General features: G+C 48.2%; 12 protein-coding genes and 1 tRNA gene. 3 read left to right on the forward strand and 10 right to left on the reverse strand.

The features are described 5' to 3' along the window. Positions 1–68: 68 nt before the first annotated feature. The 3 genes from ACFQ1C_RS15710 to ACFQ1C_RS15720 all read right to left on the reverse strand — a co-directional run bounded on the left by ACFQ1C_RS15710 (position 69) and on the right by ACFQ1C_RS15720 (position 2,125). Positions 69–707 (reverse strand): 2OG-Fe(II) oxygenase, encoded by a 639-nt coding sequence (locus ACFQ1C_RS15710; RefSeq protein WP_379559621.1) that lies wholly within the window; start codon positions 705–707, stop codon positions 69–71. Between the two features lie 688 nt (positions 708–1,395). Continuing rightward, a tRNA-Ser gene (locus ACFQ1C_RS15715) sits at positions 1,396–1,483 on the reverse strand. Between the two features lie 213 nt (positions 1,484–1,696). After that, the gene (locus ACFQ1C_RS15720) at positions 1,697–2,125 is read right to left on the reverse strand and encodes a YbjN domain-containing protein (RefSeq protein WP_379559699.1); all 429 of its coding nucleotides are present in this window, start codon (positions 2,123–2,125) and stop codon (positions 1,697–1,699) included. 295 nt (positions 2,126–2,420) lie between these two features. Here ACFQ1C_RS15720 and ACFQ1C_RS15725 point away from each other — a divergent pair, with 295 nt between their 5' ends. Continuing rightward, the gene (locus ACFQ1C_RS15725) at positions 2,421–3,281 is read left to right on the forward strand and encodes a universal stress protein (RefSeq protein WP_379559622.1); all 861 of its coding nucleotides are present in this window, start codon (positions 2,421–2,423) and stop codon (positions 3,279–3,281) included. A gap of 387 nt (positions 3,282–3,668) precedes the next feature. Here ACFQ1C_RS15725 and cysQ read toward each other — a convergent pair whose 3' ends face one another. Next, positions 3,669–4,481: a 3'(2'),5'-bisphosphate nucleotidase CysQ gene (cysQ, locus tag ACFQ1C_RS15730; protein ID WP_379559623.1), complete on the reverse strand. Its 813-nt coding sequence runs from the start codon at positions 4,479–4,481 to the stop codon at positions 3,669–3,671. Between the two features lie 205 nt (positions 4,482–4,686). On the opposite strand from cysQ, the gene ACFQ1C_RS15735 reads away from it, so the two are divergent. Continuing rightward, positions 4,687–6,279 carry an ABC-F family ATPase gene (locus ACFQ1C_RS15735; RefSeq protein ID WP_379559624.1) on the forward strand — a complete coding sequence of 531 codons (1,593 nt, stop codon included), beginning with the start codon at positions 4,687–4,689 and terminating at the stop codon, positions 6,277–6,279. A gap of 218 nt (positions 6,280–6,497) precedes the next feature. Here ACFQ1C_RS15735 and ACFQ1C_RS15740 read toward each other — a convergent pair whose 3' ends face one another. From ACFQ1C_RS15740 to mtgA, 6 genes are all read right to left on the reverse strand, one after another. Continuing rightward, positions 6,498–7,352: a universal stress protein gene (locus ACFQ1C_RS15740; RefSeq protein ID WP_379559625.1), complete on the reverse strand. Its 855-nt coding sequence runs from the start codon at positions 7,350–7,352 to the stop codon at positions 6,498–6,500. 189 nt (positions 7,353–7,541) lie between these two features. Continuing rightward, positions 7,542–8,393 (reverse strand): universal stress protein, encoded by an 852-nt coding sequence (locus ACFQ1C_RS15745; RefSeq protein ID WP_379559626.1) that lies wholly within the window; start codon positions 8,391–8,393, stop codon positions 7,542–7,544. A 23-nt stretch (positions 8,394–8,416) separates the two neighbouring features. Beyond that, complete coding sequence (locus ACFQ1C_RS15750; protein ID WP_379559627.1) at positions 8,417–9,907, reverse strand: SulP family inorganic anion transporter; 1,491 nt, start codon at positions 9,905–9,907, stop codon at positions 8,417–8,419. 319 nt (positions 9,908–10,226) lie between these two features. After that, the gene (locus ACFQ1C_RS15755) at positions 10,227–11,837 is read right to left on the reverse strand and encodes a cation:proton antiporter domain-containing protein (RefSeq protein WP_379559628.1); all 1,611 of its coding nucleotides are present in this window, start codon (positions 11,835–11,837) and stop codon (positions 10,227–10,229) included. A gap of 77 nt (positions 11,838–11,914) precedes the next feature. Beyond that, positions 11,915–12,667, reverse strand: coding sequence for an HAD-IIA family hydrolase (locus tag ACFQ1C_RS15760; protein WP_379559629.1), 753 nt, complete (start codon positions 12,665–12,667; stop codon positions 11,915–11,917). Positions 12,668–12,783: 116 nt separating this feature from the next. Further along, a complete protein-coding gene (mtgA, locus tag ACFQ1C_RS15765; RefSeq protein WP_379559630.1) occupies positions 12,784–13,458 on the reverse strand; it encodes a monofunctional biosynthetic peptidoglycan transglycosylase in 675 nt (224 codons plus the stop codon). A 190-nt stretch (positions 13,459–13,648) separates the two neighbouring features. On the opposite strand from mtgA, the gene ACFQ1C_RS15770 reads away from it, so the two are divergent. Beyond that, the gene (locus ACFQ1C_RS15770; protein ID WP_379559631.1) at positions 13,649–14,653 is read left to right on the forward strand and encodes an adenosine deaminase; all 1,005 of its coding nucleotides are present in this window, start codon (positions 13,649–13,651) and stop codon (positions 14,651–14,653) included. Positions 14,654–14,789: the final 136 nt, after the last annotated feature.

A 14,789-nucleotide genomic window follows, 5' to 3' on the forward strand; every position in this document is an offset into this window, starting at 1 on the left:
GCTTAAAAAGCTTAATCGGCAAAATTAAAGCTTGTTTTTTAAGTGATCGACAATTTCGGATCAGTCAGTTATAGCCGTCGAGCTGGTGCAATAGGGTCATCAATGCGAAACCATCCGGCAATACTGCATCTGTCTCTGGTTGCAGGTAGTACTTCATGGGGAAAGTCTTCGGATAAAAAGCACACTAATGTGCCCGCGTGGGGCTGTACCCGATGCAACACTGTTTTACTTTGAAAAGGGTAAACCAGTAGCTCACCGCCATCTTCTTCTTGCCAATCATCATTGAGATATAACACGGTTGTTAACCGTCGATTGCCTCGCCCGCGAAACGCATCTAAGTGTTTTTTATAAAAGTCACCGGCCTGATACAGCGCGTAATGACATTCATAATCTTTTAACCCCATAAACAGTTGACGATTCAGTGTCTCTCTTAGACTGGTCATTATCGCTAAGTAATAGCGTTGGGCAGGAGTGTCACCTTCTATCCAGCGGGTTTTATCGCTGCGGATTTGTTCATTGGTCTGCTGATGTTGCTCACGGCCAATGGCTGCGGGGGTTAGCTCCCAAGGGGGAAGACTGGCTAGATCGTGGCGTAAAGCTGCTACTAACTCACTATCAATAAAGTGGGGAAAAACACCAATACCAGGGCCGATAATGGCGTCGATTACGTTGCTAAAATCTTGTTCAAGCCGTACAACTGCATTCACGTCGAACCCTCCATTAGGAGTGCTTATTAACACTTATTGTGACTCAGGTTGCCAGAAAGAAAAATTGCATGTGACAGGAGAGAGTACTGCTTAAGTCACACATTGTCATATTTAACGGTGAGCGGTCATCTTATTTTGGCAGTAATACCAATCGACCCTACGATCAGGATGGCTCCTTGTTTTTGTAGGGGCGAATTTATTCGCACAATAATGGTGGCACGGCCTAAAAGAGACCAACCTACAAAACTAACGTGAACCCAACAGAGTATCTACGATCAGGATGGCTCCTTGTTTTTTGTAGGGGCGAATTTATTCGCACAATAATGGTGGCACGGCCTAAAAGAGTCCAACCTACAAAACTCACGTGAACCCAACAGAGTATCTACAGAAGACATAAAAATCTGATCAGTTAGTTTTTCAGATTGGTATAATATCAATCACATTAAGGATTTGGTCAGGTGTTGGGTCGGAGCGCCAGAGCTAACACCGAGTTGCCTGAAGACAGTGCCAACAGGCGACTCTGCAGTATCAAGGAGGAGCGGGCCCTTTGTTCGGAGCTGATATGACCATTGAATAGAACGTTTGTTTTAATGTTATGGGTATAAAATATAAGTGTTTATCAAGAATTGCAGGTACAAAAAAGCCCTTGTTTATCAGCAATAGCTGAACAAGGGCTTAATCGACAATGTGGCGGTGAGAGAGGGGTTCGAACCCTCGATACGTTACCGTATACACGCTTTCCAGGCGTGCTCCTTCAGCCACTCGGACACCTCACCAGATTTTGTATTGGATTTTATTATGGATGTTACCTTCACCCATGATGCTACTTGATGATTCATGTCCTCGGACTGACGGAGCACGCTCCGTGGCTTTTTACCGTTAACAGGCTTCGCCGAGAACGGAAGCTAATCTAGCGACAAGCTGCGGCTTGTTCAAGGCTTTTCGCTTACAAGGGGCTTAAGCGGCTGAAGCCTGAACAAATTGATGGCTTAATGCACGGCCGCCGTGGTTTTTTCTGGCTCGTCTTCTAGCATTAAAAAGCCCAACTCAGTAATTTCTGACAATAACTGCTGAGTCGCCATCATGGTTTGTTGCATTATCCACAAAAACTGCGCTTGATCTATGCCTGCTTGAGTGTGTAGATAGTCTGCCACAATTAAACGCGGCAAATTATCGTCTACAATGTCGACAAACACTTTAAGGCTAGGATAATTCATATTCAAGCGGCTAAGATCAGCGATAAGAGACAATAACGCGGTTGGCCTAACTTCAATTTCGGTAGTGACCATGGCGCCTTCATGCTCAACAAACAGCCGACTTTCTAGTACGCCATCTAGTTCCTGCAACTCGGATAAATGAATGCCGTGACAATTTTCACATACATAATGGTCGATATAACCGGCGGTTAGCCAGCGCATGGCCGTTTCTGCTGTTAACACTAAGACTCCTGACACCTAATAATGAATGAGGGGGCTATTAAGGGGCGCTAGTGTAAACTAAAGGGCGAGTTAGGAAAATCAAAAGCCAAGGAAATAAAAAGCCGAAAGCGCCTTTTTGCACGCCATACACGGACGAAATATAAGAAGCTGTAAGGGAGAGACGTAAGGTGCTAGGTTTAACTCTTCCCCTTTATGCCTCACATTGGTTTTACGACACAGGGTCTGTTGGCTTTTCAGCCCCTCGCTTCACGACGTTAATACAAGGAAGAATGATTTGAAAACGCTACTTGCAGCAATCGACTTGGAACCCGGTTCCTTACACGTAGTAAAAAGGGCGGCTGAGCTTGCAGATAAGCTCAAGGCGAAGCTACATATAGTGCATGTAGTGGATGACGTCTTGACCTTATATGAGCCCATGGTTGAGATTTCGGTACGTCATCGACTAAAACAGGCGGCAGAAGAAGCCCTGCAAGCATTTTTTGACCAGCTGCCCAATTCGATTAAACCGCACGCTCGCTGTCATGTGCTGTTAGGTAAGCCCTATCAAGTATTAGGCAAACAGGTTCGCCAACTAGAAGCCGATGTATTAATTGTCGGGCGTCATCATATCGAGCCACTGCGGGATTTATTCGTCGGCACCACCGCCGAACGCTTGCTGCGCCATTGCGATACACCGTTATTAATGGTGAGCACCGACTCTATCGAGCCGTATCAAAATATATTGGCGGCGACAGACTTTTCCCGCAGCTCGCACCATGCTTTGCAGGCAAGTTTGAAGCTGGCTCCACAAGCGGAGATTCAATTAGTGCACGTATGTGACCCGCCTTTTATGGGCTTTGTGCGCTATGACCAGCAAGATCTCGATGAGATGTTAGAACAAAAAAGAGAGCGCTTACGCCAAGAAGTGGCAACCGAAATGGCACATTTTTTGGCAGAAGATGATCTCAGTCGTATTCACACCGACATTTTAACGGGGGATGTGCAAGTGCGCCTCACAGAGGCGGTGGAGTTACACCGGCCTCAGCTGTTGGTATTGGGCACCCATGGCCGTCAAGGTATCAGCCGGTTGTTAATTGGCAGCGTGGCCACCAGCTTCTTAAGCACGCTACCCTGTGACGTACTCGTAGCACGGTAAGGAGCTTGCTTTAATGTTTTGTAGGCGAACGCTTGCTTGCGCATTGTGCCGCAGGCGTAATGGTTGAAAACATGACACCAAAACCTATTTTTGCCACGGAAGAACACGCTTTTTTATTTATGAGCAGCACGGAAAAATAGAGATCAGATCTGAAAGAGATCTTGATGGTAAGGGCTAAGACACGGGGAATAGGGAATAGATAGAGATGCGTTTGTGTTGTTTTTGGTTAGACCTCAACCATTCCCTGATCGCCATTCCCAAGTACTTTAAAGCAGATACCGGAGAGCCGTCATGCCAGGCTAGACCCGGTACCGGCATGACGGCATAGGGCGGTTTTAGCTTTGCTGACCGCTTAACGCTGACGGCTTATAGCTGTCTGTTAGCCCCTTATTTATCTACAAACAAGCTCGGCCAATGTTGCTGATTATGACCCAACACTAAAAAGTAGGGATTGAGTAATTGTTGGGTATTGCCGTAATCAAGGGGCTGGCCGTTTAACTGCACGACGGTGCCACCGGCTTGTTCAACCACACAGTGGGCGGCGGCGGTATCCCATAATGAAGTGGGGCCGAGGCGTGGATAGACATCGGCGCTGCCTTCTGCCACCAAGCACAGTTTAAGGGAGCTGCCCATGGCGACTAATTTATGGTTGCCTAGTTGTGCCAGTAGCTGCGGCATTGCGGCGCCCGCATGAGAGCGACTGCCGACGACGCGCCACGGGTTATTGGCATTATGTGTCGCCACCGCAAGAGGGCTAATATGGCCTTGTGCGTCTACTTTGTGTGCCCCCAAGTCCTGGGCTGCGGTGTAACATACCTCCAATGCCGGAGCATAGACCACGCCCAGCACCGGTTTGCCTTGTTCAATGAGCGCGATATTGACGGTAAACTCGCCATTGCGCTTGATAAATTCTTTAGTGCCGTCCAACGGGTCGATTAACCAATATCGACCTTGGGTATCGGGGCCCGCAAACTGAGCGGTGTCTTCTTCGGAGAGTACTGGCAGTAGCGGAGTGAGTTGTTTAAGGCGTTGGTCAATAAAGTGGTGTGCCGCGGCATCGGCTTCAGTTAAAGGGGAGCTGTCGGCTTTTTCGGTGACGCTGAATGGGCGACTGTAAATATCCATAATAACGGCGCCGGCCTCGCGGGCAATAGCTTCTACTTCTGCAACCAAGCTGGCGGTAAGATAATGTTCGCGCATCGTGCTCTCCATAAGATGACTTTACATAAGCCGATATGATATAAAAAAAATCTGCTTATTCCTATTTTACTCGTCACAACCCTATTAACGGCAGAACAGGCGATAAATTCGCACACTCTTTGAACTTTCCCCCCACAGTCGGTATCCTATGCGCCTTCGGCTAACGCCTGTTTCTTTTCATTTCGTTAATTTGTGAGTCCGCTTCTTGATTTCCACTAACAACATCACCATGCAGTTCGGCGCCAAGCCGCTATTCGAAAATATTTCCGTGAAATTCGGTGACGGCAACCGCTATGGCCTGATTGGTGCCAACGGTTGTGGTAAGTCCACCTTTATGAAAATTATGGGCGGCGATCTGGATCCCAGCTCAGGCAACGTGAGTCTCGATGTTAACGAGCGACTGGGTAAGTTGCGCCAAGATCAGTTTGCCTACGAAGATCACCGAGTGTTGGACGTGGTGATGATGGGACACAGTGAATTGTGGGCTGCGATTCACGAGCGTGATGCTATTTATGCAAACCTAGAAGCCAGCGACGATGAGTACATGAGAGCTGCCGAGCTAGAGGGCGTGGTAGCTGAATTTGATGGTTACACCGCAGAAGCTCGTGCCGGTGAATTGCTGCTGGGTGTAGGCATTGGCGTTGAACAGCACTCTGGACCTATGGCCGAAGTCGCACCGGGTTTAAAGCTGCGCGTGCTGCTGGCTCAAGCGTTGTTCTCTAACCCAGACGTATTGCTGCTGGACGAGCCAACCAACAACTTGGATATCGACACCATTCGTTGGTTAGAAAATGCGTTAAACGAGCGTAACAGTACCATGGTCATCATTTCTCACGATCGCCACTTTTTGAACAGTGTCTGCACGCACATGGCGGATCTGGATTATGGTGAGCTGCGAGTGTATCCGGGTAACTACGACAATTACATGCAAGCGTCCAATCAGGCCCGCGAGCGTTTAATGTCTGATAACGCGAAAAAGAAAACGCAAATTGCCGAGCTGCAATCTTTTGTGGCGCGCTTTAGTGCCAACGCTTCTAAGGCGAAACAGGCGACGTCTCGTGCCAAACAGATTGATAAAATCAAACTGGATGAGGTTAAAGTCTCTAGTCGTCAACATCCGTTTATGCGCTTCGAGCAAAATAAAAAGCTCTATCGTAACGTACTCGAAGTAGAGCAAATGGCTCAGGGCTACGATGACAATATCTTGTTTAAAAATCTGGATATGCGAGTAGAAGTAGGGGAGCGTATTGCCATCCTCGGTGCAAACGGTGTCGGTAAAACGACCTTAGTAAAAACTCTGGTCAATGAGCTTTCTCCTAAAAGCGGTCACTATAAGTGGTCTGAAAATGCCAGCATTAGCTATTATGCGCAGGATCATGCGTCCGATTTTGATACCAACCTTAACGTGTTTGACTGGATGAGCCAGTGGCAGCAGCCTGGTGACGATGAGCAAACCGTGCGCAGTGTGTTGGGCCGGTTGCTGTTTAGCCAGGATGACATCGCAAAGAAAGTAGGTGTGTTGTCCGGTGGTGAACAAGGACGTATGCTGTTTGGTAAGTTAATGATGGAAAAGCCAAACATCTTGATTATGGATGAGCCTACCAACCACTTGGATATGGAATCTATCGAGTCGTTGAACATGGCGTTAGAGATGTATGAAGGCACGCTGATTTTTGTGTCTCACGACCGCGAGTTTGTATCTTCGCTGGCCACGCGTATTTTAGAGTTGAGCGAAAATGGCGTTCGTAACTTTAGCGGTAGCTATGAAGAGTACCTGCGCGAGAAAGGCATCGCTTAAAACAACGTGCAGAGTGAATGGTGAGGAGAGAGGTGTCAAACACCGTAGGCAAACGCCATCGCACTGCGGTGGATAGTACCTTTGCTCAACCGTTATTGAGTCGCTAAATAGACCTATTATTTAATGTATTTGATATACCGCTTCACGATTTTAGTAAGCTATAAAAAAGCCCTTGCAGGCCATGCCTGCAAGGGCTTTTGCTTGTGCAAAAATAACGGTTAGCGCAAAATCAGCATCGGCTGAGTCGACTCTTTCAGCATTAAGTTAGTAATACTGCCCAGTAGCCACTGGCGAATGCGAGAGTGACCGTAAGCGCCCATCACAAGTAAGTCGATGCCTTGCTTTTCTTGATAGGCCAGTAAATTCTGTTTCACTTCCCCCTGCAATAACGCCGAGACCGCTTTTAAACCCGCGTCTTCTAGCTGCAAGCGAACAACTTCTAGCTGCTCTAGATTTTGTGGGTCGGGGCCTGCTACCATAACAATATGGCACTCCAGACCACGAAACAAAGGAGAAGAGGCCAGCATATCGATGCCTTTGCGGGTGGTCTTACTGCCGTCAAACGCCAACATCACCTTGGTCGGTTGCTGAAAAGTCCCCAAAGTAAGTAGCAAAGGCCTATCAGTGGTGCGAATAACCTGTTCAACATGGCTACCCAAGCGGCTGACCGCATCATCTTCATTAGCGCCTTGGCGGCCTAACACCAGTAGTTGACAGTAATCGTCATACTGCTCTAATTCATGAACCAAGCGGCCCTGTCGCTGAATGGTGCGGGGCGCAGGAAATCCTGACTCGGTGACATGGTTACTGGCTCGCTCTAGCACTTGTTTACTGTGCTCTTTGGCTAATGCGGCGCGCTTTGCGTCTAAATCCGCCAACTCTTTGGTAATGTCATCTTGCGAGCTTAAACTAGCGGCGCCGCTTACATTATATAATAACGTAGGTTCAGGTTTGGGTAATACGTGCAATAACACCAGAGAGGCATCCAGCTGTCGGCTGGCCCATGCGGCATAATCGCAAACGGTGGTGGTGTGTTTGGAGCCATCAATACAGGCTAATACATTTGTTTTCATATGCTTGATCCCGATGATAAATTATTGACTTTAAAATAAAAGAATCGCTGGGGGCTCCGACTCAAAATCAATGTAGCATACATCTTTGGCATTAGGGTTTGATGTCCATCAACTTTCACACCATTGTCACAAAGCAAAAAACAGAGCCGTTAGGCTCTGTTTTTGTTTAGCGGCTATTCATCAGCAGTATTAACGTAAGATAAGTAAGGGTACCTTAGCGTTGCGGATCATCGCTGCGGTCGTACTGCCCAATATCAACTGGCGAATACGCGAATGGCCATATGCACCCATCACCATCAAGTCTATTTGTTGCTGCTCTTGATAATGCGCTAATGTTTGTTCTACATGACCAGATAGAATATGGCTAGACGTCGAGATATCAGCTGATTCTAGCAACGTGCTTGCCCAGTTTAACTGTTCTCGGTGTGCGTCGTTATTTTCGCCCACCAGCACTAAGTGTAACTCGAGTCCGACCAGCAAACGGCTGTTAGCCAGCACAGTTACGGCGTGGCGGGTGCTGGCGCTACCATCAAAGGCCAGCAGTACTTTTTTAGGCGCTTTAAAATAATCTTTAGTCAGCAACATAGGGCAGCGTAAGGTGCGAGTGACTTGCTCTACATGACGACCCAAATGAGGGGCATCTATGGCAGAGTTTGCGCCGTGACGACCGAGCACCAGCAATCGCGTGCTGGGTTCAAATTCAACCAAGGTCTCAATCAGCTCGCCGTGCCTTTGCAATAACGTGGCTAGCACGCCGTTTCTTAGCACGCGTGATTGAGCCGCTTCTAGTAACTGTTGGCCACGCTCTGCCGACAGCTTGTTTTGCTTGGCATCTAACTCGCTTAAATGCGTTAAAAGTTGTTCTTGGCTGCCGAAACCAATGCTACCGCTTAAATCTGGCGACACTGGGGGGGCTAGTTTGTTTGGTACATGTAGTAAATTCAGTGGTGCATCCAGCCGCAAGCTAGCCCAAGTGGCGGCGTCGGCCACGGCACTGGCATAACGTGAGCCATCTATACAGGCCATTACATTAATTGTCATGGTGTGTTCTCCCTTAGAGGCTCTTAGTGTGAATTGCCCATTAGTTTAGCAACCGCTTTTGGATCATTGTGTACCGCAAAGCGGTCAACCAAGGTGGCACTGGCTTCATTAAGGCCAATGACCTCTACCTCGGCACCCTCTCGCGTAAAGCTTAACACGACTTTGTCTAGGGCGGCGATGGCACTAATATCCCAAAAGTGGGCCCGAGAGACGTCAATGCGCACCTGTTTAATTACTTCCTTCAGGTCAAAGGCGGCCACAAATTGCTCAGTAGAGGTAAAAAAGACTTGGCCAGTTACCTGATATTCACGGGTGTTTTTATCGGGTAGAGAGGATCCAACATACAAAATTTGGCCCACTTTATTGGCAAAAAACAGCGCACTAAGCAATACACCTACTAATACGCCATACGCCAAGTTATGGCTATATACCACGGTGGCGACGGTGGCGACCATTACAATGCTTGAACTGACAGGGTTGGCTTTAAGGCTAACGATGGAGCTCCAGCTAAAGGTACCAATAGACACCATGATCATCACCGCGACTAATGCCGCCATCGGAATTTGTGACACCCACGGGCCTAAGAACACCACCATCATAAGCAGTACGACACCAGCAACCAAGGTTGACAGACGACCACGGCCACCGGATTTTACGTTAATCACCGACTGGCCAATCATGGCGCAACCGGCCATGCCGCCTAGCGCTCCTGTGGCTAAGTTAGCTAAACCTTGGCCTTTACATTCGCGGTTTTTATCACTTTTAGTGTCGGTTAAATCGTCAACGATGGTGGCGGTCATCATTGATTCAAGCAAGCCCACTATGGCCAACGACAACGAGTAGGGGAAAATAATCGCTAAGGTTTCAAAGTTAAGCGGCACATCAGGCCACAAGAATATCGGCAAGCTATCGGGTAACTCGCCCATATCACCGACGGTGCGAATATCAATACCGAAGAAGACGGCTAGCAGTGTGAGGCTGACAATGCACACCAAGGGGGAGGGCAACAGCTTACCAATGCGCGGAACCAGCGGCAGTAGGTAAATAATACCTAAGCCTGCAATCGTCATGGCGTACACATGCCAAGTAACATTAATCAGCTCGGGAAGTTGGGCCATAAAAATCAAGATAGCCAGCGCATTCACAAACCCGGTCACTACAGAGCGCGACACAAAGCGCATTAACTCGCCCAAGCGTAAGTACCCGGCAATAAGCTGTAATAGACCACATAATAAAGTGGCTGCCAGTAAATATTGTAGGCCATGATCTTTAACCAGCGTCACCATTAACAGTGCCATTGCACCGGTAGCGGCCGACACCATGCCCGGACGACCGCCAGCAAAAGCAATCACGACGGCCATGCTGAATGAGGCATATAAGCCAATCTTAGGGTCAACACCGGCAATAATAGAAAAGGCGATGGCTTCGGGGATCAAAGCGAGCGCAACGACCAAGCCTGCCAGCACGTCTCCTCGGATATTAAAAAACCAAGTCTGCTTGATATTCGATAGCATTGTGAATGTTCCAGGATTATAGAGTGGGTGTGGTGAGAGCGGACAAAAGCCGTCTACTCACATACAAGGTCACTGGGTGCGCCAAAGGCCATAAGGCTTGGCGTACCAGAGCGGTGATCGGTATGGCTTAAGGAGGCGTCTTGGTTTTATCCAATTATTCAAACATGTCATCAATAATATGAGCCAAATCGCGGCTATTATAAAGGGCGGCCATCAGTGTAACAAGGGTACATAGAGTGAAGACGCAAGCGGGCATGAGCCCCGTAAAAATGAGGCGCTATGCACCTCATTCATTACTTCTTATGCTTCACTTCTTATTTTACCTCTGAGTCTTTACTTCTGGAGCCTCAAGATTCGCTCCCCACCCAGATTCAATGACGTGATGGGCAAAACCGCTACCCGCTTCTTCATAGATATTGAAGATATCATCGGCTCCCATCGCACGCAGTTGGGCACCTTCATCGGGATAACAGATAATAGCGGCCACTCGACCTTTAAAATGGTTATAGCGAATTTGCTCTAAGGCATACAAGTTACCCGCATGATTAGGCATGGCTAAAAAGATGTATTCTAGCTGTTCACTAATGCTGGTTTTATCCCAAAAATCTGAGTCAGAGGCATCGCCTTCAATGGCGTTGATGTTTAGCTCTTTCAGTAATTCTATTTTTTTAACGTCACTGTCGATACCCAATAACTGGCCCGGATAACGGCTTTCTAGCTCCATATATGCCCCCTGACCAATGCGGCCCATGCCGATAATCAATACCTTAGCGTCGCCGAGCTTAATAGGCTGGTCTGCTGGGTGTAGATAGGTATTTTCTTTGGGCTGAAACCGCATCATTAAGCGTCGATAGAGGCTTTCGTTATTGCTATTGAGTGGCGCTGAAATCACAAAGGAGACCGCCAAAGCAATGGATACCACAATGGCCCAGTCGTTACTTAATAAGCCTTGCTTGGCGGCAAGTGCGGCAACAATAAGGCCAAACTCAGAATAGTTAGACAAACTAAACGTGGCGAGCAACGCGGTACGAATACGCAGTTTAGAACGACTGTATAACCAATAATAAATCAGACTCTTAAGTGGTAGCACCAACAGCAAAATGCCGGCTATCCACAACGCCTCGAGGGTCGGCATGCCGTTTAAGCCAATGCTTAAAAAAAACGCCACTAGAAACAGCTCTTTCATATTAAAGAAAGATTTAGCCAGTGCTGAGGCACTGTAATGAGAGGCCAACATCATGCCGATAAGTAGTGCGCCCAAATCGCCTTTTAACCCTACTAGCTCAAACCCGCCGTGGCCAATCACTAAGGCTAAAAAGATGGCAAACAAGGTTTGCAGTTCGCCGTGACCAATGCGCGACATTATTTTAAAGGCAAGCCAACGAATAAGTGGCAATAACACCAGTAAACTTAACGCCCACAGGCTGGGCACTTGCCCTTTAGAAATGGTTAAGAACGCCACCGCGAAGAGGTCTTGCATGACCAGCACCCCAATGGCAATACGGCCATAAAAGGTACTCATGTCGCTGCGCTCTTCTAATACTTTTACCGCAAACACGGTACTAGAAAAACTAAGTGCAAAGCCCATTAACACGGCTTGGCGCCACTCCAGTTCCATCGCGAGGCTAAAGCCGATAGTTTTTATGCCTAACAACACCAGAGTAAACAGCAAGGTAGAGAGCACGATGTGGCCAGAGGCAGTGCCCCAGACCTCTTTTTGTAGCAGTGTTTTAATGTCGAGCTTCAGACCAATGCTAAACAGCAACAGAGTGACCCCTAAACTGGCCAGCGTATCTAGGGCGGTATTGCTTTCATAACCCATGGCGTTAAGCACAAAGCCTGCCGCCAAAAAGCCAATTAACGGCGGCAGGTTAATCAAGTAAACAAGCAAGCCACAGCCAAAGGCGATAGCGATAAAAGAAGAATCCATTAAATCAACTTATTAGTTAGGGTGTTAGAGCAAAACAAAATTTAAACGCGAAAGGCCAACAGACTCTATGCATAGGGTCAAAATAAATCGATGTCGGCTGCCGAGGCGTAAACATGCTGAGGACGAAAGGGCATCTTATCAATATCCTTGATTTGACTGACGCCGGTCAGCACCAATATGGTTTCAAGGCCTGCTTGAAAACCCGCTAAAATATCGGTGTTCAAGTTATCACCCACAATGAGGGTGTTTTCAGAGTGCGCATCCATGTGATTAAGCGCCGCACGCACAATCCACGCGCTAGGCTTGCCCACGTAAAACGGTTTTTTGCCGGTCATGCGCTCAATTGGTGCGCATAACGCTCCACAGGCGGGGTGCATGTGCGGGCCGTGGGTGTCCGGATTGGTAGCAATAAATCGCGCCCCTTCGGCAACAAAACGCGCTGCCATTTGCATCATGCTCCAATTGTAGTTGCGGGTTTCACCTACCACCACAAAATCGGGATCAATATCGGTAATGGTAAAACCGGCTTTATACAGTTCGTGAATTAATGCCCCTTCGCCAATCACATAGGCTTTTTCGCCGCTTTGACGTTTTAAAAATTCGGCGGTGGCCATGGCTGAGGTATAAAAAAGCGACTCGGACACGTCAATGCCTGCCGAGGAAAAGCGGTTTTGTAAATCCCGAGGGGTTTGCGCCGGATTATTGGTTAAAAACAATAAGTTTATATCTTGCTCTAGAACGCGGCGCACAAAGGCATCTGCCCCAGGAATTAAGTCATTGTTATGCAATATGACGCCATCAATATCACAGATCAGATTTCTTTTACTCATTACAACTCCTTGAACCCGTCTCGAATAGTCCAGTCTTAATTATATATCCAGCGTTATGGCGCTCTGCCTAATGTGGTAATGATAAATGACAAGCCGATGACAAGGCCATTAACTTATCAGTTAGCCACGCATTTAAGCAGCGGGCCCAATTGCTGAGTACGGCGCGTAATGGTACGGGCTCGTCCTTGCACATAGGCCGAAGGATTACCTGCGTGGTACTGTCTAGGATTGGGTAATACCGCGGCGAGTAGGGCGGCTTGATGACGAGTTAAATTGGCCGCCGAGGTATTAAAATAAGCCTGTGCCGCGGCTTCGGCGCCATAGATGCCAGGGCCAAATTCGGCAATGTTTAAATACAGCGTCATAATGCGTTGCTTAGGCAAAATAAGCTCGAGCATAGGCGTATAAACCGCCTCTAATCCTTTGCGAACAAAACTGCGACTGGGCCACAAATAGAGGTTTTTGGCGGTTTGCATGGTAATTGTGCTACCACCTCTTAGTTTACCTTCGTCTTTAAACTCTCCCAACACGTCGGCGAAGGCGGCCCAGTCAAAGCCATTGTGTTGGCAAAATTTATTATCTTCTGCGGCAATCACCGCCGCTTTTAGGTGGGAAGAAAGGCGTGCCGAGGGCTGCCAATCTTTAGCCCAGCCTTCTCCCTCAAACAGACGGATCACCATCAGTGGTGTGGCGGGTACGGGCACATAGCGGTACAGCACGCTAAGCAGCAGTGGCACCACTATGATGAGAGCCAGCAGCCAAATAAAGCAGCGTTTTAAAAAAGAGAACATGTCACAGTCCTTGTTATGAATTAGCGGCAAAGCGTCGTGTCGGACGCTAAGCTGATGGCGCTGATTGTTAAGTACTTATTGTTAAATGCTTGTTGTTAGGTACTTACTATCTTATCTTTTAGGCGTATTCACTACGCTTTAGCCTGTAATGGCTATGGTGAGTGTTCAAGACACCTTTTGGAGAAATGCCATGTCCCCCTTTATTAGCGAGCTGCCTAAAGTCGAGTTGCACCTTCATATTGAAGGCACGCTAGAGCCGGAAATGGTGTTTGCTTTAGCCAAGCGCAATGGTATCACTCTCGATTATGCGGATGAAAGCGCCCTGCAGGCAGCTTATCAGTTTAGCGACCTGCAATCGTTTTTAAATGTCTACTATCAGGGCATGCAGGTATTACAAACCGAACAGGACTTTTTTGATCTCACGTGGGCATATTTAATGCGATCGCAGGCTGAGAACGTACGCCACGTAGAAATATTTTTTGACCCCCAAGCCCATACCGACCGTGGAGTAGCTTTTGCCGATGTTATTGGTGGCATCGGGCGGGCGCTAGCACAAGCAAGACAGCAGTGGGGACTAACCAGCCATTTAATAATGTCTTTCTTACGCCATTTATCCCAAGAGTCTGCTTTTGAAACCTTGCGCCAAGCCGAGCCCTTTCGACAACAGCTAGCGGGTATTGGCCTAGACTCGGCAGAAAAAGACAATCCGCCCACTAAGTTTCGTGAGGTGTATGCAGCCGCGGCGGCACAGGGTTATCGACTCGTCGCCCATGCAGGAGAAGAAGGTCCTGCCAGTTATATTCGTGATGCGCTAGATGTGCTTCAGGTCGAGCGTATCGACCATGGTGTTGCCGCCATTCATGACGCTCCCCTAATGGCTCGACTGGCCCAAGAGCGAATACCGCTTACGGTGTGCCCATTGTCTAATCTTAAACTAAGAGTGATTAATGACATGAGCGAGCACCCCATGCTGGCGCTATTGCATGCGGGCTTGTGTGTCACGGTTAACTCTGACGATCCGGCCTATTTTGGTGGCTATATGAATGCCAATTACGCCGCGCTGCAACAAGGGCTGGGCGCCAGCAACGACGAAATCTTGCAGCTGGCACTCAATAGCGTAGAAGCTTGCTGGTTGTCGGCGGCAGAAAAGGCCGTGCTCACGCACAGCATTAAAGCTCACGGAGCAAAGTATTAAGATCTGTGATAAATATAGCGCCCAGCACCAAGCGCCCAGCACCAAGCGCCTAGCGCGCAGCTAAAATAAGACACCGCTCTTATTGCTTTCGGCGCACTTGTGCGGCAAAAATATATTAAAGGTATCGCGCTCGGCG

The sequence above is a fragment of the Oceanisphaera ostreae genome (genome assembly GCF_042676125.1).
Lineage (GTDB): Bacteria > Pseudomonadota > Gammaproteobacteria > Enterobacterales > Aeromonadaceae > Oceanimonas > Oceanimonas ostreae.

Bases quoted from the DNA above. Each gene is read 5' to 3' on its own strand.
- ACFQ1C_RS15740 (WP_379559625.1), bottom strand. From the start codon at position 7,352: ATGAAAACAAATGTATTAGCCTGTATTGATGGCTCCAAACACACCACC.
- ACFQ1C_RS15745 (WP_379559626.1), bottom strand. From the start codon at position 8,393: ATGACAATTAATGTAATGGCCTGTATAGATGGCTCACGTTATGCCAGT.
- mtgA (WP_379559630.1), bottom strand. From the start codon at position 13,458: ATGTTCTCTTTTTTAAAACGCTGCTTTATTTGGCTGCTGGCTCTCATC.
- ACFQ1C_RS15760 (WP_379559629.1), bottom strand. From the start codon at position 12,667: ATGAGTAAAAGAAATCTGATCTGTGATATTGATGGCGTCATATTGCAT.
- ACFQ1C_RS15750 (WP_379559627.1), bottom strand. From the start codon at position 9,907: ATGCTATCGAATATCAAGCAGACTTGGTTTTTTAATATCCGAGGAGAC.
- ACFQ1C_RS15720 (WP_379559699.1), bottom strand. From the start codon at position 2,125: ATGCGCTGGCTAACCGCCGGTTATATCGACCATTATGTATGTGAAAAT.
- ACFQ1C_RS15755 (WP_379559628.1), bottom strand. From the start codon at position 11,837: ATGGATTCTTCTTTTATCGCTATCGCCTTTGGCTGTGGCTTGCTTGTT.
- ACFQ1C_RS15770 (WP_379559631.1), top strand. From the start codon at position 13,649: ATGTCCCCCTTTATTAGCGAGCTGCCTAAAGTCGAGTTGCACCTTCAT.
- cysQ (WP_379559623.1), bottom strand. From the start codon at position 4,481: ATGCGCGAACATTATCTTACCGCCAGCTTGGTTGCAGAAGTAGAAGCT.